The 18,845-nt window shown below is 73.8% G+C and carries 16 protein-coding genes; 5 read left to right on the top strand and 11 right to left on the bottom strand.

The window, feature by feature from the left end:
* Positions 1-40: 40 nt before the first annotated feature.
* Positions 41-829, top strand: a complete 789-nt coding sequence (locus tag AC1VM9_RS07330; RefSeq protein WP_483122084.1) for a dienelactone hydrolase family protein — start codon at positions 41-43, stop codon at positions 827-829.
* A gap of 6 nt (positions 830-835) precedes the next feature.
* On the opposite strand, the gene AC1VM9_RS07335 is transcribed toward AC1VM9_RS07330, so the two are convergent.
* Positions 836-1,498, bottom strand: a complete 663-nt coding sequence (locus AC1VM9_RS07335; RefSeq protein ID WP_483122087.1) for an SRPBCC family protein — start codon at positions 1,496-1,498, stop codon at positions 836-838.
* 13 nt (positions 1,499-1,511) lie between these two features.
* Positions 1,512-2,948 (bottom strand): cyclic 2,3-diphosphoglycerate synthase, encoded by a 1,437-nt coding sequence (locus tag AC1VM9_RS07340; protein ID WP_483122089.1) that lies wholly within the window; start codon positions 2,946-2,948, stop codon positions 1,512-1,514.
* A gap of 188 nt (positions 2,949-3,136) precedes the next feature.
* On the opposite strand from AC1VM9_RS07340, the gene rocD reads away from it, so the two are divergent.
* A complete protein-coding gene (gene rocD / locus AC1VM9_RS07345) occupies positions 3,137-4,378 on the top strand; it encodes an ornithine--oxo-acid transaminase (protein ID WP_483122091.1) in 1,242 nt (413 codons plus the stop codon).
* Positions 4,379-4,398: 20 nt separating this feature from the next.
* On the opposite strand, the gene AC1VM9_RS07350 is transcribed toward rocD, so the two are convergent.
* Positions 4,399-5,568: a baeRF2 domain-containing protein gene (locus tag AC1VM9_RS07350; RefSeq protein WP_483122093.1), complete on the bottom strand. Its 1,170-nt coding sequence runs from the start codon at positions 5,566-5,568 to the stop codon at positions 4,399-4,401.
* Positions 5,569-5,672: 104 nt separating this feature from the next.
* Here AC1VM9_RS07350 and AC1VM9_RS07355 point away from each other — a divergent pair, with 104 nt between their 5' ends.
* Positions 5,673-6,395: a histone deacetylase gene (locus tag AC1VM9_RS07355; protein WP_483122095.1), complete on the top strand. Its 723-nt coding sequence runs from the start codon at positions 5,673-5,675 to the stop codon at positions 6,393-6,395.
* Between the two features lie 161 nt (positions 6,396-6,556).
* On the opposite strand, the gene ptsP is transcribed toward AC1VM9_RS07355, so the two are convergent.
* The 6 genes from ptsP to AC1VM9_RS07385 all read right to left on the bottom strand — a co-directional run bounded on the left by ptsP (position 6,557) and on the right by AC1VM9_RS07385 (position 13,028).
* A complete protein-coding gene (ptsP, locus tag AC1VM9_RS07360; protein WP_481343121.1) occupies positions 6,557-8,239 on the bottom strand; it encodes a phosphoenolpyruvate--protein phosphotransferase in 1,683 nt (560 codons plus the stop codon).
* A gap of 8 nt (positions 8,240-8,247) precedes the next feature.
* Positions 8,248-8,514 (bottom strand): HPr family phosphocarrier protein, encoded by a 267-nt coding sequence (locus tag AC1VM9_RS07365; RefSeq protein WP_483122097.1) that lies wholly within the window; start codon positions 8,512-8,514, stop codon positions 8,248-8,250.
* A 29-nt stretch (positions 8,515-8,543) separates the two neighbouring features.
* The gene (locus AC1VM9_RS07370; RefSeq protein ID WP_481346228.1) at positions 8,544-10,652 is read right to left on the bottom strand and encodes a PTS fructose transporter subunit IIABC; all 2,109 of its coding nucleotides are present in this window, start codon (positions 10,650-10,652) and stop codon (positions 8,544-8,546) included.
* A 16-nt stretch (positions 10,653-10,668) separates the two neighbouring features.
* Positions 10,669-11,628, bottom strand: coding sequence for a 1-phosphofructokinase (gene pfkB, locus AC1VM9_RS07375; RefSeq protein ID WP_481343124.1), 960 nt, complete (start codon positions 11,626-11,628; stop codon positions 10,669-10,671).
* Entirely contained in the window at positions 11,625-12,386 is a 762-nt protein-coding gene (locus tag AC1VM9_RS07380) for a DeoR/GlpR family DNA-binding transcription regulator (RefSeq protein ID WP_481343125.1), read from the bottom strand. Before AC1VM9_RS07380 ends, pfkB begins: the two co-directional genes overlap by 4 nt.
* A gap of 255 nt (positions 12,387-12,641) precedes the next feature.
* A complete protein-coding gene (locus AC1VM9_RS07385; protein ID WP_481346227.1) occupies positions 12,642-13,028 on the bottom strand; it encodes a VOC family protein in 387 nt (128 codons plus the stop codon).
* Positions 13,029-13,212: 184 nt separating this feature from the next.
* Between AC1VM9_RS07385 and AC1VM9_RS07390 the strand changes: the two genes are divergently transcribed.
* Positions 13,213-15,402 (top strand): ATP-dependent DNA ligase, encoded by a 2,190-nt coding sequence (locus tag AC1VM9_RS07390; RefSeq protein WP_483122100.1) that lies wholly within the window; start codon positions 13,213-13,215, stop codon positions 15,400-15,402.
* A gap of 404 nt (positions 15,403-15,806) precedes the next feature.
* Here the strand turns inward: AC1VM9_RS07390 and AC1VM9_RS07395 are convergent, their stop codons facing one another.
* Complete coding sequence (locus tag AC1VM9_RS07395) at positions 15,807-16,277, bottom strand: hypothetical protein (RefSeq protein ID WP_483122101.1); 471 nt, start codon at positions 16,275-16,277, stop codon at positions 15,807-15,809.
* Positions 16,278-16,302: 25 nt separating this feature from the next.
* Positions 16,303-17,886 carry a DUF4389 domain-containing protein gene (locus AC1VM9_RS07400; protein ID WP_483122103.1) on the bottom strand — a complete coding sequence of 528 codons (1,584 nt, stop codon included), beginning with the start codon at positions 17,884-17,886 and terminating at the stop codon, positions 16,303-16,305.
* A gap of 197 nt (positions 17,887-18,083) precedes the next feature.
* On the opposite strand from AC1VM9_RS07400, the gene AC1VM9_RS07405 reads away from it, so the two are divergent.
* Complete coding sequence (locus AC1VM9_RS07405) at positions 18,084-18,647, top strand: flavodoxin family protein (RefSeq protein ID WP_483122105.1); 564 nt, start codon at positions 18,084-18,086, stop codon at positions 18,645-18,647.
* Positions 18,648-18,845: the final 198 nt, after the last annotated feature.

The following is an 18,845-nucleotide window of genomic DNA, read 5'->3' on the forward strand; positions in this document are numbered from 1 at the left end:
TCGCCCCATCGGCGCCCCGGCATGAGTGAGGATGGCGAGCATGCCCGACACCGCCCGTAACGAGACCGACGCGCCCGCCGCCCACACCACCGACGCGACCGACGCCTCAGACGCCATCGACGTGGCGGTGCCGACCGGGACCGGCGACCTGCCGACCCGGCTCTGGCTGCCGCCCGGCGGACGGGGCCCGGGCATCGTCGTGCTCCAGGAGATCTTCGGCGTCAGCCCGTACATCCGGCGTCGCGCGGCCGCCCTGGCGCGCCTCGGGTACGTCGTGGCCGCTCCCGAGATGTTCTGGCGGCTCGGCGTGACCGACCCGGTCGAGGGGGAGGACGCCCTCCAGCAGGGCATGGCCCTCGTGCGGCGGCTCGACTGGGACCGGGCGGTCCTCGACGCGTCCGCCGCCGTGGAGTGGCTCCGGGACCGCGAGGATGTGACGGCCGGTGTCGGGGTCGTCGGGTTCTGCTTCGGCGGCGGGTTGGGCTACGCCGTCGCGGCCGGGCTCGAGGCAGAGGGGGCGACGCCGCTCGATGCCCTCGTCAGCTACTACGGCTCGGCGCTGCCCGGGCTGCACGACACCGTCGCGGTGTCGGCGCCGAGCCTGCACCACTTCGGCCTGGCCGACTCGTTCATCGACACCGACACGGTGCGACGCATCGAGGCCTCCCTGGCGAAGGAGCCGCAGACCGTCGTCGTCACCTACGCGGGGGCCGACCACGCCTTCGACAACGACGACATGCCGTGGTTCCACCCGGGCGCGTCGGGTGAGGCCTGGGCGCGCACGCTCGAGTTCCTCCGCGAGCAGCTGCCCACCGGCCAGCCCGGATAGGTCCGGTCACGCGGCGAGGGCCGCCGCCTCGGCCCGCTCCTTGATGCCGAGGAGCATCTTGCGGGTCATGAGGGCGCTGCCCGCCGCGAGCGGCTCGCACACCGCACGTGAGGCGTGCGTCGTGTAGCCGTACCGCTCGCGGACGAGCAGCCTCGTCGTGCGACCGGGGTGCTTGCGCACGACGAACGCCCACGTGAAGTCGTAGGGCGGCGCCGGAGCGTCGGGCCGGGCCCGGCCGTCGACGACGAGCGACCGGCCCTCGTCCACCGACGCGACGCGCAGGGCGAGGTCGGGGTGCAGCCGGAACTCCTCGCCCACGTGCGGGTGCTGCCACTCCTCGTGGACGCGGTCGGCGCTCGCGACGTGGCAGCCGACGAGGTTCTCCAGCCAGTCGTAGCTGTAGAAGCCGCCCCGGCCCTGACCGAGCTGGGCGACCCACGGCCACACCTGCTCCGGCGGCGCGCCGATCGTCACGGCCCGCGTGGCGACGAGCGACGCGTCGGGGATGAGGTCGTCACCGGGCAGGGCATCGAGCGTCTCGCCGGTGGTGGACCCGTACCGCAGGTACGCCCAGCGGAACGTCCACGCGGAGAAGGCCGCCGCCGTCGCGAGGCCGCCGAGCAGGACCGCTCGGCGCACCGGGTGCACGTCCCACCTGATCGGGTTCATCGTTGCCTCCTCGTCACGTCGCCGCGAGGTCGTGCTCGTGGGGGTGGCCGCCGGACTCGTCGTGTCGCTCCAGCACCTCGCGGACGGCGGCCTCGAGCTGGCCCGGTGTCCGCTCCCGCAGGTCGTACCGGGCCCGGACGACCGGGACGCTGACGGTGAGCACCCGCGTGAGGTCGATGGGCGTGCCGGTGACGACGACGTCGCACATCCCGGCGGCGACGACGGCCTCGATCGTCGCCTCGAGGTCGCGGACCTGGGCCGCGCCGTAGCCCATCGCGGGCAGGATGCCGCGCGCGTTCGGGTACCGCTCGAAGGTGCGGGCGAGCGAGCCGACGGCGTACGGCGTCGGGTTGACGATGGCCGCGGCACCGGCCCGTCGGGCGCCGACGACGCCCGCGCCGTACGTCATCGACCCGTGCGTCAGCGTCGGCCCGTCCTCGACGACGACGACCCGGTGGCCACGGACGAGGTCCTCGTCGTCGACGCGGACCGGACTGTCCGCCAAGACGATCCGCGCGGCCGGGTTGAGGCCGCGGCACGAGTCGACGACCGCCTCGACGTCCTCCGGGCGGGCGGAGTCGCACTTGTTGACGACGACGACGTCGGCCATCCGGACGTTGGCCTCGCCCGGGTGGTAGCGCGTCTCGTCGCCGGGTCGCAGCGGGTCGGCGAGGACGATGTGCAGGTCCGGCTCGTAGAAGGGCAGGTCGTTGTTGCCGCCGTCCCAGAGGATGACGTCGGCCTCCTCCTCGGCCTCGCGCAGGATCCGTTCGTAGTCCACGCCCGCGTAGACGACGCACCCGTTGTCGAGGTGCGGCTCGTACTCCTCGCGCTCCTCGATGGTGCAGTCGTGCCGGTCGAGGTCGTCGTGGGTCGCGAACCGCTGGCACGCCTGGCGGGCGAGGTCGCCGTACGGCATCGGGTGGCGCACGGCCACGACCCGCCGGCCAGTCGCGCGCAGCAGCCGGCTCAGGTAGCGGGTCGTCTGGCTCTTGCCGACGCCGGTGCGCACCGCGGTGACGGCGACGACCGGCTTGCTGCTGCGCAGCATCGTCCGGCGGGCGCCGCGCAGCCAGAAGTCGGCACCCGCCGCGATCGCCTCGGAGGCCAGGTGCATGACCCGCTCGTGCGACACGTCGGAGTACGCGAAGGCGACGACGTCGACGTCCTCGCGGGTCACCAGGTCGGTCAGCTGCGACTCGTCGACGATCGGGATCCCCTGCGGGTAGAGGGGCCCCGCGAGCTCGGGTGGGTAGCGGCGCCCGTCGATGTCGGGGATCTGGGTCGCCGTGAACGCGACGACCTCGTACGCGGGGTCGTCGCGGAACGTCACGTTGAAGTCGTGGAAGTCGCGTCCGGCGGCCCCGAGCAGGACGACGCGTCGGGGCCGCGCGGCATCGTCGCCTGCGGTGGCGGCGGGGGTCGGGTCGAGGGGTCCGGTCGTGCTCATGGCCAACTCCACGGCTGAGGTCGACCGCCGGAACCGACACACCCTGTCGCGGGTAGTCCTGGCTGCGGGACCCGCCACCCCCATGGTGGCACCGGGGCCCCGCCGCGTGGGGCCGTGGAGACGAGACTCACCCGTGGCGTACCCCACGACCGCCTGACGGCCGGCGGCGAGGGTGCGACCATCAGGGGGTGAGCACCGCGACGGCAGACCGTGGCGGCCACGCCCGCCGGACGACCGGGACGCACGAGCACGTCTCCCTCGCCGAGCAGTGGCTGGCCCGCAACTACTCCCCGCTCCGCGTGGTCATCGCGCACGCCGAGGGCGCCTGGGTCACCGATGTCGACGGACGCCGCTACCTCGACGCGCTCGCCGGCTACTCGGCCCTGAACTTCGGCCACCTGCACCCCGTGCTCGTCGGCGCCGTCCGCGACCAGCTCGACCGCCTGACCCTGACCAGCCGCGCCTTCCACAGCGACCGGCTCGGTCCCTTCGCGCGCGACCTCGCCGCGCTCGCCGGCAAGGAGCTCGTCCTGCCGATGAACACCGGCGCCGAGGCCGTCGAGACCGCGATCAAGGCCGCCCGCAAGTGGGGCTACGAGGTCAAGGGCGTGCCGGACGGCCGCGCCCGCATCGTCGTCATGTCCGGCAACTTCCACGGACGCACGACGACGATCGTCGGGTTCAGCGACGACCCCGTCGCCCGCGACCACTACGGCCCCTACACGCCCGGGTTCGACGTCGTTCCCTACGGCGACGCGGCCGCGCTCGAGGCGGCCCTGACCGACGACACGGTGGCCGTGCTCCTCGAGCCGGTGCAGGGCGAGGGCGGCGTCGTCATCCCGCCCGAGGGGTACCTGGCCACGGTCCGGCGGCTCACCCGCGAGCGAGGAGTCCTCCTCGTCGCCGACGAGATCCAGTCCGGCCTCGGGCGGACCGGGTCGACCTTCGCGTGCGACCTCGAGGGCGTCGTGCCCGACCTCTACGTCCTCGGCAAGGCCCTCGGCGGCGGAATCCTGCCGGTCTCGGCCGTCGTCGGCGACCGCGACGTCCTCGGTGTCTTCACGCCCGGCAGCCACGGCTCGACGTTCGGCGGCAACCCCCTCGCGGCGGCGGTCGGGCACGCCGTCGTCGGCCTCCTCGAGACGGGCGAGTACCAGGAGCGGGCGGCGTGGCTCGGCGAGGTGCTCGCCGAGGGGCTCACGCCCCTCGTCGGCCACGGCGTCGACGCCGTCCGGGTGCGCGGCCTGTGGGCCGGCATCGACGTCGACCCGACGCTCATGACGGGGCGCGAGGTGTGCGAGCGGATGCTCGAGCAGGGCGTCCTCGTCAAGGACGCCCACGGCTCGACCGTCCGCGTCGCACCCCCGCTCGTCGTCGAGGAGCGTGACGTGCAGCTGCTCGTCGACGCCTTCGCCCGTATCCTGCGCTGATCCTGCACCCACCTCGGGTGTCAGGTCACTGGCCGCCGTGTCCCGGCATGCTGGGGAAGCGCCCGTGGCGTCGACTCGTCCGACCAGCGCAGCACGGCCCCGACGCCGTCGGCCGGGTCCACCTGGCCGGCGTCGAGGAGCGTCACGCCGGCCCGCGAGCACACCGCGGCCCACACGAGGGCAGCGTCGGCGGGCACCTGGACCGGGTCGGACGCACCGGTCATGAGCGCGTCCTCCCTCGAGCTGCCGACCTGGAGCCGGTCCCTGCCGACCCAGAGCCGTGCGTCGTGGAGGCGCCCGTCGACGAGGAGCACCGTGGCCGCCTGCGCCCGCTGGAGCACCTCGACGACGGGCTCGAGTCCCTCCGCGGCGGCCCCGGCGCGCCCGGTCTGCTCCTCGAACCGCCCGACGAGCGCGGCCTCGTCCTCGGCCCGGCACGCGGCGAGGACCGACGCGACGGCCTGGCGCTCGGCCTCGGCCGACGTGCCCGCGGCCCGGCCACCGGTCGTAGAGCGGACGAGCACGGAACGCAGCTCCTCGCCGGCGTGCTGCTCGAGGTAGGCCGCCGCGTGCTCGTCCCCCATGAGGACGACGACCCGCGGCCGGTACCGCGTCACGAGCCGGTCGAGCTGGGCCGCGACGGCGGCCGCGTTGTGCTGCCAGGAGTCCTCGACGCGGGACTGGTAGCGCCGCTGCGACCACCCGCCGGTGGGCACCTGGTGCAGCTCGTCGTGACCGCCCTCGACCTCGATCGTCTCGGTGTCGGCGGGGTGATCGAGGCCCCGGCCGCCGTGCACCTCGATGTCGGCGCCGGTGCGGTCGAGCCGGACGACGATGTGGGGCAGGCTCGCGGACAGCGCCCGGACGGCCGGCAGCAGCGACGGGATCGGGGCCCATGTGGCGTCCTGCACGGGGCGCCGGGGCAGCTCGACGGTCAACGTCGGTCCGGCCTCGGTGGCGACGAGCAGGCGGCCGTGCTCACCGCCTCGGCCGGTGGGCGCCAGCGCGGGCTCCCGCATCGCGTCGACGACGCCGTCCGGTGCCCCCGACTCGCGCAGCAGCCGCTCCACGTCACGCCAGCGCGCTTCCACGTCGTCGCCGGTGGCCGGGTCGGTCTTCGTCACGTCGAGGGTGGCGCTCGCGAACGGCCCGCTCACCTCGGCGAGGGGGTGGAACATCTCGAGATCCATCAGTCACCTCCGTGTCCGTCCAACAGTGCGCTCCTACCCATTCGGCCCCGACCGTCTCCACGTCGTGGTGAGCGTCCGTGGGGGCGTCTGCGATGGTGGAGGGGATGAACCAGGTCTGGTACGCGGCGTACGGGTCGAACCTCTCGCGCGCCCGCTTCACCCACTACCTCGCGGGAGGACGCCCCGACGGGGCCGCGCGCACGTACGTCGGTGCCCGGGACGCGTCCCAGCCCCTCGGCGACGTGCCGATCGTGCTCCCGGGACGGGTGTACTTCGCGTGGGAGTCGCCGACGTGGGGTGGCGGCATCGCCTTCTACGACCCGGACGGGTCCGCCGCGGCGCCCGCGTCGGGTGCGGCGCCCGCGTCGCGCGGGGCGGACGCGTCGGGCGGGGCGGACGCGTCGGGCGAGGGAGGCGCGTCGGGCGGGGTCGCGGCCCGGGCGTACCTGCTGACCGGCCAGCAGCTCAGCGACGTCGCGAGCCAGGAGATGCGCCGGCCGGTGGGCCGGGACCTGCCGCTCGCGACCCTGTTCCGCGAGAGCCGGACGGCCGTGATCGGGCCCGGCCGCTACGAGACGCTGCACGTCGTCGCCGAGCTGGACGCCGTGCCGGTGGTGACGTTCACGGCGTCGTGGGAGCACGCGGCCGCGAGGCTCAACCCGCCGGTCGAGGCGTACCTGCGCACCATGGCGACGGGGCTGGCCGAGTCGCACGGCTGGGACGAGACCCGCGTCTGCGACTACCTCCTCGCGTGTCCCGGCCTCACCCCGACGTGGACCCGCGCCGCCCTGACCGAGCTCGTCACCGACTGCCTCGCGCGCTTCTGACAGAGGCGCGCGCACCCCGGTGGGCCGAGCGGCCGGATCCAACCGGCGAAACCCTCGTCCGAGGGCGTTTTCGCCGTTCGATCCGGCCGCTCGTACCGCGTCCAGGGTGGGGTGGGCGCGTGGGGCGCGTCGGGGCGTGTCGGGGCGGGTGGGGCGGCGGGTCAGAGGAGGTCGGTGAGCTCGGCGTTGGCGCGGTCGCGGACGACCTGGAGGGCCTCGTACGCGGTTCGGGCGCCGCGGGCGGCCGCCGCCAGTCCCTGGCACTCGGCGAGGGTGTGCACCGAGAGCGCGAGCCGCACGATGGGCACTTTGCTCGGCGCCATCGACAGCGACGACACGCCGAGACCCACGAGGACGAGCGCGAGCAGCGGGTCACCGGCGGACTCGCCGCAGACGCCGATGGGGCGGCCGGCGGCGGCCGCCCCCTCGCTCGCGAGGGCCACGACGTCGAGGACGGCCGGCTGCCACGGGTCGAGCAGGTCGGACAGCTCGCCCTGCATGCGGTCGGCGGCCATCGTGTACTGCGCGAGGTCGTTGGTGCCGAGCGAGCCGAACTCGACCTCCCCGAGCACGTGCCGCGCCCGCAGCGCGGCACCCGGCACCTCGATCATGACCCCGGCCTTGGGCAGCCCGTTCTCGCGGACCCGCCGCGCGAACCAGGCGGCCTCCTCGACGGTGGCCACCATGGGGGCCATGACCCGCACGTCGGCCCCCGTGTCGCGCGCCGCGATGGCGAGGGCCTCGAGCTGGGCGTCGAGCAGCTCGGGGCGCTCGGCCGACAGGCGCAGGCCGCGGCGTCCCAGGGCCGGGTTCTCCTCCGGGCCGAGGTCGGCGAAGGCCAGCGGCTTGTCGGCGCCGGCGTCGAGGGTCCGCACGACGACGCGTCGGTCGCCGAAGGGCGCCATGACGCGTCGGTAGATGTCGGCCTGCTCCTCCACCGTGGGCGCCTTGTCGGCCGAGAGGAAGACGAACTCGGTGCGGAAGAGGCCGACGCCTTCGAGGTCGAGCGGACCGGCGGCCTCGGCGTCCTCGACACCGCCGATGTTGGCCAGCAGCGCCACGGCGGCTCCGTCGGCGGTGCGGCCGGGGCCGGAGAGGTGCGCGAGGGCATCGGCCCGCCGCTGCCGGCGTCGGGCCTGCTCCTCGACGAGCGTCGGGTCGGGGTCGACGGCGACCTCGCCGGAGTCCCCGTCGAGCGCGACGGGCGTGCCGGGTGCGATGTCCATCGCGCCGTGCAGCTGGACGACGGCCGGGATCCCCATCTGGGCGGCGAGGATCGCGGTGTGGCTCGTGCGCCCGCCGCCCTGGGTGATGATGCCGACGACGAGGGCCCGGTTGAGCGTGGCCGTCTCGGCGGGCGCGAGGTCCTCGGCGACGAGGACGCACGGCTCGGTGAGGTCGGGGACGCCCGGCGCGGGCACGCCGAGCACGGCGGCGACGGCGCGCGCCCCGACGTCGCGCAGGTCGGTGACGCGCTCGGCGAAGTAGCCGCCGAGGGCCTCGAACTGCGCGGCGTACTCCTCGACGGCGTGGCTGATCGCGGTGGCCCGGCCCTGCCCGGCGGCGAGCAGCTTGTCGGCCGCCTTGACCAGGCCCTTGTCACGGGCGATGAGGGCGGTGGCCTTGAGGATCTGCTGCGCGGTGTCGTCGGCGTGGGCGGCCCGCTCCTCGAGCGAGACCGCCACCGCCTCGAACGCCGCCTTGACGTCGGCCAGGGCGGTCTCGTGGTCCTCCGGCGCAGCCTCGTCGGTCGGCGGCGGGACCGGTGGCGCGACCTGCACCACCGGCCCGTACGCCGTCCCGGGGCTGACGCCGATGCCGTGGATCGTCGTCGCGGCGGCCATGGTGCCTCCTAGGCGTCGAGGTCCTGCGACAGCAGGTCGACGAGCTGGTCGAGGGTCGCGTCGGCGCCGTCGCCCTCCGCGCTGAGCACGACCTCCTCGCCGTGCTTGGCCCCGAGGGCCATGACGCCGAGGATGCTCGTCGCGTCGACGGGGTCCTGGCCCGGTCGGGCGATCTCGATGTCGAGGCCGCTGTTGCTCGCGGCCTCGACGAAGAGGGCGGCGGGACGGGCGTGCAGGCCCACGGACGAGGCGATGGTGACGGTACGACTGGCCATGAACGGCTCTCCTTCGCTGTCGGGTGTTCTCAGACGGTAGCGCTGGCCTCGACCTGCGCCAGGTTGTGCTCTCGGGACTTGAGGACGACGACGATGCCCGCCATGACGAGGACGCCGACGACGAGGGCGAGGACGAACAGGAGGAAGTTGCCGATGAGCGGCAGCACCCAGATGCCTCCGTGCGGGGCCCGCAGGGTCGCGCCGAAGAGCATCGCGAGCGCCCCGGTGATCGCCGAGCCCACAACGGACGAGGCGATGATGCGCACCGGGTCGGCCGCGGCGAACGGGATGGCACCCTCGGAGATGAACGAGAAGCCGAGCAGCCAGGCCGCCTTGCCGTTCTCGCGCTCGGGCTCGGAGAACAGGTGCGGGCGGACCGTCGTCGCGAGCGCCATGGCCAGCGGGGCCACCATGCCGGCGGCCATGACCGCGGCCATGATCTTCAGCTGCGGGGCGTCGGTCGCGGCCCCCGCCGCGGCCAGACCGGTCGTCGCGAACGCGTAGGCCACCTTGTTGACCGGGCCGCCGAGGTCGAAGCCCATCATCGCGCCGAGGATGAGGCCGAGGACGACGGCGCTGGCGCCGCTCATGCCGGTGAGCCAGCTGTTGAGCCCGTCCGTCAGGCCCTTGATCGGGCGGCCGAGGACGGTGATGAACAGGCCCACGGTGATGAGGGAGCTCAGCAGCGGGATGACGACCACGGGCATGACGCCCCGGACGCCCTTGGCGACGTTCCAGCCGGAGACCCAGCGGGCCACGAAGCCACCGAGCAGGCCGGTGACGAGACCGCCGAGGAAGCCGGCGCCCATCGTGGCCGCGATCGAGCCGCCGACGATGCCGGGCACGAGGCCGGGCCGGTCGGCGATCGCGAAGGCGATGAAGCCGGACAGGATCGGCACGAGGAAGCCGAAGGACGCGCCGCCGATGACGAACAGCAGCGCCGCCCACGAGGTGAGGCTGCCGGGGGTGAACGTCGTCGCGATGTTGAGCGGGTCGCCCGGCTTGAGGTTGTACTTGACGATCTCGATGGCGCCCTGCTGGCCGAGGGCGACCTGGGCGAGCATGAACGACAGGGCGATGAGGATGCCGCCCGCCGCGACGAACGGGATCATGTAGGAGACGCCGGTCATGAGCCACTGGCGGATCCTCGTGCCCGTGCTCGCGCTCTCGTCGACCTTCGTCGTGAGCCCGCCCGACGCGCCGGCGGCGGCGGCAGCGGCGGCAGCCGCCTCGCGCTTGCTCGGGTCGGCGTCCCACTCGGCGACGAGCTGCTCGGCCTGCGCCACGAGGGCGGGGCCGTCGGAGATGCCCTTCTTGACGCCGACGTCGACGAGCGGCTTGCCGGCGAAGCGCCGGGCGTCCTTGACCGGGAGGTCGTGGGCGAAGATGACGGCGTCGGCGGCGGCGATCTCGGCCGGGCTCAGCGGCTTGCTGCCGGCCGAGCCCTGCGTCTCGACCTTCATCGTGTGGCCGGCGGCCTTCGCCGCGTTCTCGAGGCCCTCGGCGGCCATGTACGTGTGCGCGATGCCGGTGGGGCACGACGTGACGCCGACGAGGTTGAGGGTCCGCCGCTCGCGCGTGGCCGTGGCGACCGAGCCGGCGGCCGCGCCGGTGGCGTCGCTGGCAGCTGCCCCGCCGGCCGTGGCACCGGCTGCGGCACCGGTCGCGGCAGGGGCGGCCGAGGCGGCAGGAGCGTCGAGGGCGACCTCCTGGCTGACGATGCGCACGACCTCGGCCTCGGTCGTCGCGGCGAGCAGGGCGTCCTTGAAGTCCTGCTTCATGAGCGCCCGGGCGAGCTTGGGCAGCATCTGCATGTGGGCGTCGCCGCCGCCCTCGGGGGCCGCGATGAGGAAGACGAGACGGGCGGGGCCGTCCTTGGCACCCCAGTCGATGCCCGAGGTGCGGCCGAAGACGAGCGAGGGCTCGGTGATGGCCGTGCTGCGGGCGTGCGGGATGCCGATGCCGCCGGGCAGACCGGTGGCCATCGTCTCCTCGCGCGTGCGGACGTCGGCGAGGAACTGGTCGAGGTCGGTGCAGCGGCCGGTCGCGACGAGGCGCTCGCCGAGCGTGCGCGTCGCCTCGTGACGGTCGGCACCGGTGAGGTCGAGGACGACCTGCTCTTCGGTGATGAGGGACATGCGGGTTCCTTTCGGTTCAGCCGGCCAGGCGCCAGGTGAAGTCAGGGGTGTCGGTGCTGTCGACGGGGATGCCGAGCAGGTCGGCGGGCGTGGGGACGCGGCTGCCGGGCAGCGTCACGGCCGCGGCGCCCCAGAGGACGCCGGTGACGAGGGCCTCCTCGGGTCCCTGCCCGGTGGACAGGCCGTGGAGGAGGCCGGCGAGCATGCAGTCGCCGGCCCCGACGGTCGACAGCGGGGCGGTGATCGTCGCGCGGGCGTGGACGGCTGCGTCAGCGGTGACGAGCAGCGCGCCGTCGCCGCCGAGGCTCACCGCGACGCACTCGATCCCGTTCGTGACGAGGTCGAGGGCGGCGTCGCGGACGTCGCCGAGGGTGGGCAGGTCGTGCCCGACGACCTCGGCGAGCTCCTCGTGGTTGGGCTTGACGAGGCTCGGGCGGGCCGCGACGGCTGCGGCCATCGGGGCGCCGGAGGAGTCGACGGCGACGCGGACGCCGAGGTCGCGGACCCGGGCCACGAGCGTCGCGTAGAGGTCGGCCGGTGCGCCGGGCGGCAGGCTGCCGCACCCGACGACCCAGTCGGAGCCGGCGTCGAGCTCGCCGGCGAGGGCCACGGTGGCGTCGACGAGCGCGTCGACCTCGGCGCTCGACAGCGTCGGGCCCGGCTCGTTGAGCTTGGTCGTCGTGCCGTCGGGCTCGAGGACGCTGATGTTCATCCGGACCGTGCCCGCGACGGGGACGCTGCGGCGGCAGACGCCGGACGCGTCGAGCAGCTCCTCGAGCAGGTGGCCCTCGGGGCCGCCGGCGGGCAGGACGGCGACGGTCCGGCCGGCGTTGGCGGCGAGGGCGCGGGAGACGTTGACTCCTTTGCCGCCCGGGTCGATCCGGCTCTCGGTGGCGCGGTGCACCTCGCCGCGGCGCAGGGCGTCGATGACGACGGCGCGGTCGACGCTGGGGTTGGGCGTGAGCGTGACGATCATGCGGTCACCACCTCGGGTCCGGCGGCCCGTAGGTCGGCCGCGACGTCGTCGGGAAGGTCGGTGTCGGTGACGAGGACGTCGACCTCGTCGAGGCCGGCGAAGCGGTGCAGGTGGTCGTCCCCGGCCTTGCTCGAGTCGGCGAGGACGACGGCGGACCGGCCCGCCGCGACCATGGCCCGCTTGACGACGGCCTCCGACTGGTCCGGGGTCGTGAACCCGCGGGCCGCGGACAGGCCGTTCGTGCCGACGAACGCGACGTCGACGACGACGTCGCGCAGGGCGTTGACGGCCCAGACGCCGACGGCCGCGCCGGTGACTCCGCGGACGGTGCCGCCGACGACGTAGAGGGAGATGCCGGGCCGGGCGCAGAGGACGCCGGCGATCTGGACGCTGTTGGTGACGACGGTCAGCTCGGCGTCCGGCGGAAGCAGCTCGGCGAGCGCCTGGGTGGTCGTCCCGGAGTCGAGGACGATGCTGCCGCCGGCGGGCACCTGCTCGAGGGCGCGGGCGGCGATGCGGCGCTTGACGTCGGCGAGCCGGCCGAAGCGGGTGGCGAGGGTGGGCTCGACCTCGAGGCGCTCGACGGGGATCGCGCCGCCGTGGACCCGGCGCAGCGAGCCGCGGCGCTCGAGGGCGGACAGGTCGCGGCGGATGGTCTCGGCGGCGACGCCGAGGGTGTCGGCGAGGGCGCTGACCTCGACCCGGCCGGCCTGGCGCGCCTCGCTCATGATGCGCTGCTGCCGCTCCGCTGCGTACATCGGACCCCTTCGTCCTGCCGGTGGCGCGCTCGTCGCGCCGTGCCGTCCTCGTGCCGGGTGCTGGTCGTGCTGGTGGTGCTCGGTGGTGGTGCCGGGCCCGGCCGTGGGGGGCCGGTCGTTCCATGGAACCACCGACGTCGGCTCAAGTAAAGGGATTCGGGCACCCGTTTTTGTGGCTCTTCGGGGAGGGAGGCCGTAGCGCGCACGCCGAGCACGCGAAAGCGGGCGGGAACGGGCACCGGACCGGCAGCCGCGTCAGGACGGGCCGGGCGCCTCGAGGACCGAGAGCACATTCCCCGAGGGGTCGGTGAACCAGGCGATGGGCGGACCACCGCCGCGGAAGACGCCCGACGCGTCGGTCTCCATCGGCGTGCCCTCGTAGTGCTCGAAGGTGACGCCCCGCGAGGCCAGCCCCTCGACCGTGGACCCGATGTCCTCGACGGGGAAGTTGAGGATCGTGTACGTCGCCGGCGTGTGGTCCGGCTTCGGGTAGACGAGCACCGGGCGGTCACCCGCGAGGTGCAGCGTCAGCATGCCGTTCTCCTCGGTGACGTGCAGGCCGAGCGTGTCTGCGTAGAAGGTGCGGGCGGCGTCGAGGTCCTTCACGGCGAAGCCGCTGAAGGCCTTGGAGCTCTCGAGCACGGTGGTCCCCTCTCGTCGTGGCGGTCCTCCCCAGTGAACTCCTCGACGCGGTCGCGTGGGGGCTTGGCGGTGGCGGGCTTGGCGGTGGCGGGCTTGGCGGTGGCGGGCTTGGCGCCACGGGTGCCCCCGCGGGCTTGTCCGCGCGCCGGGCCTCGGTGACGGTCCGCGTCGTTACGATCGGCCCGTGAGCGCCAAGCCCGCCGTCGTCGTCGCGCCCAGCCCGGCCAGCCCGTCCGGGGCGCGGGAGGTGCGCGTGTCGAGCCCGGACCGCGTGCTGTGGCCTGCGGAGGGGATGGCCCACGGCAGGCCGGTCACCAAGCTCGACATGGCGCAGTACCTCGTCGCCGTGGCCGACCCGCTGCTGCACGCCCTCGGCGACCGGCCGGTGACGCTGCAGCGCTTCCCCGAGGGCATCGAGGGCGAGGAGTTCTTCTCGAAGAACCCGCCGAAGGGGGTGCCCGACTGGGTGCGCACGGTCATGTGCACGTACCCCTCCGGCCGTCGCCACCCGCAGCTCGTCGTCGACGAGGTCGCCACGGCGGTGTGGGCCGCCCAGATGAACACCATCACCTTCCACCCGTGGCCGGTGCGAACCGGCAGCATCGACAACCCCGACGAGCTGCGCATCGACCTCGACCCGCAGCCGGGGCGCGGCTTCGCCGACGCCGTCGAGGCGGCGTTCGCGCTGCGCGAGGTCATGGCCGAGATCGGGTTGACAGCCTGGGCCAAGACGTCGGGCAACCGCGGCGTGCACGTCTACGCGCGGGTCGCGCCGACGCACGAGTTCCTCGACGTGCGCCACGGCGTCATCGGCATCGCCCGCGAGCTCGAGCGCCGGCTGCCCGACCTCGTCACGACCTCGTGGTGGAAGGAGGAGCGCGGCGAGCGCGTCTTCGTCGACTTCAACCAGGCCTGCCGCGACCGCACCATCGCCTCGGCGTACTCGCCGCGTCCGCTGCCGGGCGCCCCGGTGTCGACGCCGGTGACGTGGGACGAGCTGCGGTCGGTCGACCCCAAGGAGCTGACGCTGCGCACCGTGCCCGGTCTCGTCGCGTCGCGCGGCCACGCGTGGGACGGCATGGACGACGCCGTCGGCGATGTCGCGGCCGCGATCGCCCTGTGGGACAAGGACGTCCACGAGCGAGGCCTCGGCGAGCTGAACTTCCCGCCCGACTACCCGAAGATGCCCGGCGAGCCCCCGCGCGTCCAGCCGAGCAAACGCCGGCAGGACAAGTCCGACGCGGAGTACATGGCGCCCAAGGCCGAGCGCGACGCCGAGCTGCGCGACGTGTGGGGCCCGGTCGTGCCGCCGGTCCCGCCGATGCTCGCCAAGCCGGTCAAGGACTTCTCGGCCGTCAAGGGCGAGGTGCTCTACGAGCCGAAGTGGGACGGCTTCCGCTCGATCATCTACCGGTCCGGCGACCTCGTCGAGATCGGCTCGCGCAACGAGAAACCGATGACGCGGTACTTCCCCGACGTCGTCGAGGCGGTGCTCGCCAACTTCCCCGAGCAGGCGGTCGTCGACGGCGAGATCGTCCTCGTGTCACCGTCGTCCGGGGACCGCCTCGACTTCGACCTGCTCCAGCAGCGCATCCACCCGGCCGCGTCGCGCGTGAAGAAGCTCGCGGCCGAGACGCCGGCCTCGTTCGTCGCGTTCGACCTGCTCTCCCTCGACGGCGTCTCGTACGTGGACCGCCCGTTCAGCGAGCGCCGGTCCGCCCTCGAGAAGGCCCTGGCCGACGCCCAGCCGCCGGTGCACCTGACACCGGCCACCGCCGACCGCGAGGTCGCGCGCGGCTGGTTCACCCAGTTCGAGGGGGCCGGGCTGGACGGCGTCATCGCCAAGCCGGTCGACGTGCACTACGAGCCGGACAAGCGCCTCATGCACAAGATCAAGCACGAGCGGACCGCCGACTGCGTCGTCGCCGGCTACCGCGTCCACAAGAGCGGTCCCGACGCGATCGGCTCGCTCCTGCTCGGACTCTACGGCCCCGACGGACAGCTCGCGTCGGTGGGCGTCATCGGCGCGTTCCCCATGGCGCGGCGCAGGGAGCTGTTCGAGGAGCTCCAGCCGCTCGTCGCCGAGTGGGACGAGCACCCCTGGAACTGGGCCCAGCCCGAGGAGGGGGTGCGCAACCCGCGGTCCTCGGAGTACTCGCGCTGGAACAACGGCAAGGACCTCTCGTTCGTCCCGCTTCGGCCCGAGCGCGTCGTCGAGGTGCGCTACGACCACATGGAGGGCGACCGGTTCCGTCACACGGCGCAGTTCGTCCGCTGGCGCCCGGACCGCGACCCCGAGTCGTGCAACTACGCCCAGCTCGAGGAGCCCGTCAGCTACGACCTCGCCGACGTCCTCTCCGCCACGCCCGACTGACCCCCGCCACCCCTTCTTCAGCACCGAACGAATCGTTCGGTCACACCGATCCCGCGCCTCAGCACCGAACGAGTCGTTCGGTGCCGAACTGTCCGGTGCACCGGTGTGTTCGGGCCTCGGCGGCGCGTTCGGGCTCTACCGACGCGTTCGGCCTCACCGACGCGTTCGGCCGACCGATCCCACGCCTCAGCACCGAACGACTCGTTCGGTGCCGAACTGTCCGGTGCACCGGTGAGTTCGGGCTCTACCGACGCGTTCGGGCCTCACCGACGCGTTCGGCCGACCGATCCCGCGCCTCGGCACCGAACGACTCGTTCGGTGCCGAACTGTCCGGTGCACCGGTCAGTTCGGGCTCTACCGACGCGTTCGGGCCTCACCGACGCGTTCGGCCCCGGCGAGGCGGGTCAGCGACGGCCGCTGGCGAGGCGGGCGAGGGCGACGATGATCGCGATGCCACTGCCGACGAAGCCGAACCACAGCGCGGTCCGGGCGACGACCTCCCACACCGCGTCATGGGCGAAGTCGAAGGGGAAGACCTGCCAGATGCGGACCAGGGCGGCCAGGCCGATCGAGGTCGTGACGAGGTCACCGAGGGCGCGCAGCCGGGGCGGGTCGGCCACGGTGTAGACGAGGTTGGCGACGAGCCCGGCCACGAGCGTGGCGTTGACCAGGCCGAGGACGAGCGTCATCGCCGGCGTCAGGAACGGCACGGCCTCCCAGCCGGGTGCGACGTCGATGAGGTAGAGCAGCACCCCGTTGACGACGACCGCGGCGATGTAGCCGGCGCTCGCCGAGGCGGGCACCGTCCCACCCGCGGTCCGGCGGGACGGCTGGCCGGTCGGCTCACGGGTCGGCTGGTGCAGGTGGGTGGACATGAGGACTCCTCTCGGGCCCGGCCGGTCAGCCGGTCGGGGTGTGGTGCCAGAGGTCGGGCTGGTCCGCGGGCCGCGGCTCACCCGGCGTCGACGCGTCCGGCGGGACGACCGCGTCCGGCGGGACCACCGCGTCGCCGCGCGGCGGGCCGGACGGCGGGGCCAGCGGCGGCGACGGCTCGCTGCCACCGGCGTCGAAGCGGAACGGCGGGTACACGTCGGTCATGAGCGCCGCGTACGCCATGACGCGGTAGACCCAGCGGTTGAGCCCGACGACGACGTCGAACAACCCCCGCGGCATCGTGCCGGTGACGAGCAGCACGACGCCCGCGACGAACACGAGGATGCCGAGCACACCGGGCCAGCCGCCGACGCGCACGCCCCGGTCGTCGGTGTGCGACTGCGTCCCGACGATGAGGGCGACGACGACCCAGTGCGGCAGCAGGAGCAGCCACTTGACGAAGATGAGGCCGCGCGACAGCCGCTCGGGGTAGGCGATGTCGAGGCGCGCGTCGTCACCGGGCTGCGGGTCCAGCGAGAACGGTGGGTAACGGTCGGTGCCGAGTCCGCCCGAGCCGCAGTAGTGCATGACGCGCCAGCTCCAGCGCATCACGCCGACGTTGACGTCGAAGAGGCTGCGCGGGTAGCGGCCGGTGACGAGGATCGCGAACCACGCGCAGACCGTGGTCACGCCGAAGACGAGCCACAGGCCGACGAGCACGACGAGGTGCGGCAGGGCGAGGAACCACTTGACGAGCCACAGCCAGCGCGACAGGTCGGGCGCGATCCGCGCCTCGAGCACCACGGGGTGCGCGAGCGTCGGCTGCACCGCGTCCGCCCGGTCGATGCCGGACGACGCGGACCCCTCCCCCGGGCCGGCGCCCGCAGCTCCGGTGGTCACGACGGGACGCCCCTGGGGCGTCGGGCCGGGCCCGGAGCCGGGCTCGTCGTGGTCGTGGTCGCGCGCGCGGTCCCGTCCGCGGACACCGGTGACGACGAGGACGACGCCGACCACGAGGAGCACCAGCCCGACGACGACCATCCCGACGCCGAGGGGCACGACCGCCGCGGACCGGACGCCGGCGACGGCCGACACCGACACGCCGGGCACACCGGACGCGTTGAGCACGGCCACGGTCCAGCTGCCGGAGCGCAGGGTCCACGTCAGCGTCTGGGTGCCCGAGCCGGTGGCCCTGGCGGCCCAGAAGCTCTCGGTGGCGGGCGGGGCGACCGACCCGCTGCCCGGCACCGCGCGGTAGGTGACGACGCCGCGGGCATCGACGCCGACCACCTGGTCGCGCGCGGCGCCCGAGAGGTAGCGGTCGAGGGCCGCGGTGGGCGCGACACCGACGAAGACCGGGTTGACGCCGTCCGCGGGAGTCACGGCGAGGCGCATCTCGAGGTCGAGGCGGTCGACGACGCTGCTCGGGCCGTCGAGCCGGACCATCGTGTCGGTGGTCGTCACGGCGACGCCCGGGGAGGCGAGGCGCTCGATCGACACGGAGTGCCAGCCGGCGCTGTCGCGGGTCGTCGCCTCCAGCACCCCGATGGCACCACCGCCGACGATGAGGCCCAACCCCGGCAGGAGGAGCAGGCAGCCGATGACCAACATGACAACATGACGCGTTTTCATGGCGAACTCCGTTGACGGCTCTACGTTTTCAACGTTAGGCCGGTCCTCGCGCGGCGCCGCGGGAGTGTGACCCACGAGTCCTGTCCGCCACGTCACACCGTCCGGACCGTCTCGTGGGTCACCTTTCCCGGGCGGCCCCGACGCGCGGCGGGACGATGGGCGTGGAGGCGGATCCCATGAGCACCCTGATCGTCCACGAGTCCATGTTCGGCAACACAGCCGCGATCGCCGAGGCCATCGCCGAGGGGATCGCCCGCACCCGCGGTGCGCCGCCCGGCAGTCCACCAGACGCCTCAGCCCCAGATCCGGGCGGCCACCCGACCACGGTCCGCGTCGTCCCCGTGACGCAGGCCCCGACCCGCATCGGTGACGACGTGGAGCTGCTCCTCGTGGGCGGCCCGACGCACGCGTTCTCGATGTCGCGCAGCTCGACGCGGGCCGACGCGGCCCGCCAGGGCGCGACGGGCTCCCCCCACCGCGGCATCCGGGAGTGGATCGACGACGTGGAGCCTCGGGAGGACCTGCGGGTGGTCACGTTCGACACCCGCGTCCACGTCCGGATGCTGCCGGGGTCGGCGGCCAAACAGGCGGCGATCGCTTTGCGGCACAAGGGGTTCCAGCGCGCCGAGCGTGGTGAGAGCTTCTGGGTCGGTGGTACGGACGGTCCGCTCTCGCACGACGAGGTCGTGCGGGCCCGGGCGTGGGGCGCGTTCCTCGCGACCCTGCCCGTCGCGGTCTGACGCTGTCTGACGCGGTCCGTCGCGGTCCGACGCGCTCCGGAAGGGCACATTTTGGGGCCCGGCTCGCCGTGCGAGTCCGGGCCCCGGGCGACGGTTCACGTACCACATCGGGCCAACCGTCAAAGTCTTTGCGTCGTCATGAATTGTTCCGACTTTCTCCATTGAAACGTCGGCAGACACGCCGCTTTGCCCGATTGC

It is taken from the genome of Monashia sp. HAY1-11D, from assembly GCF_056868035.1.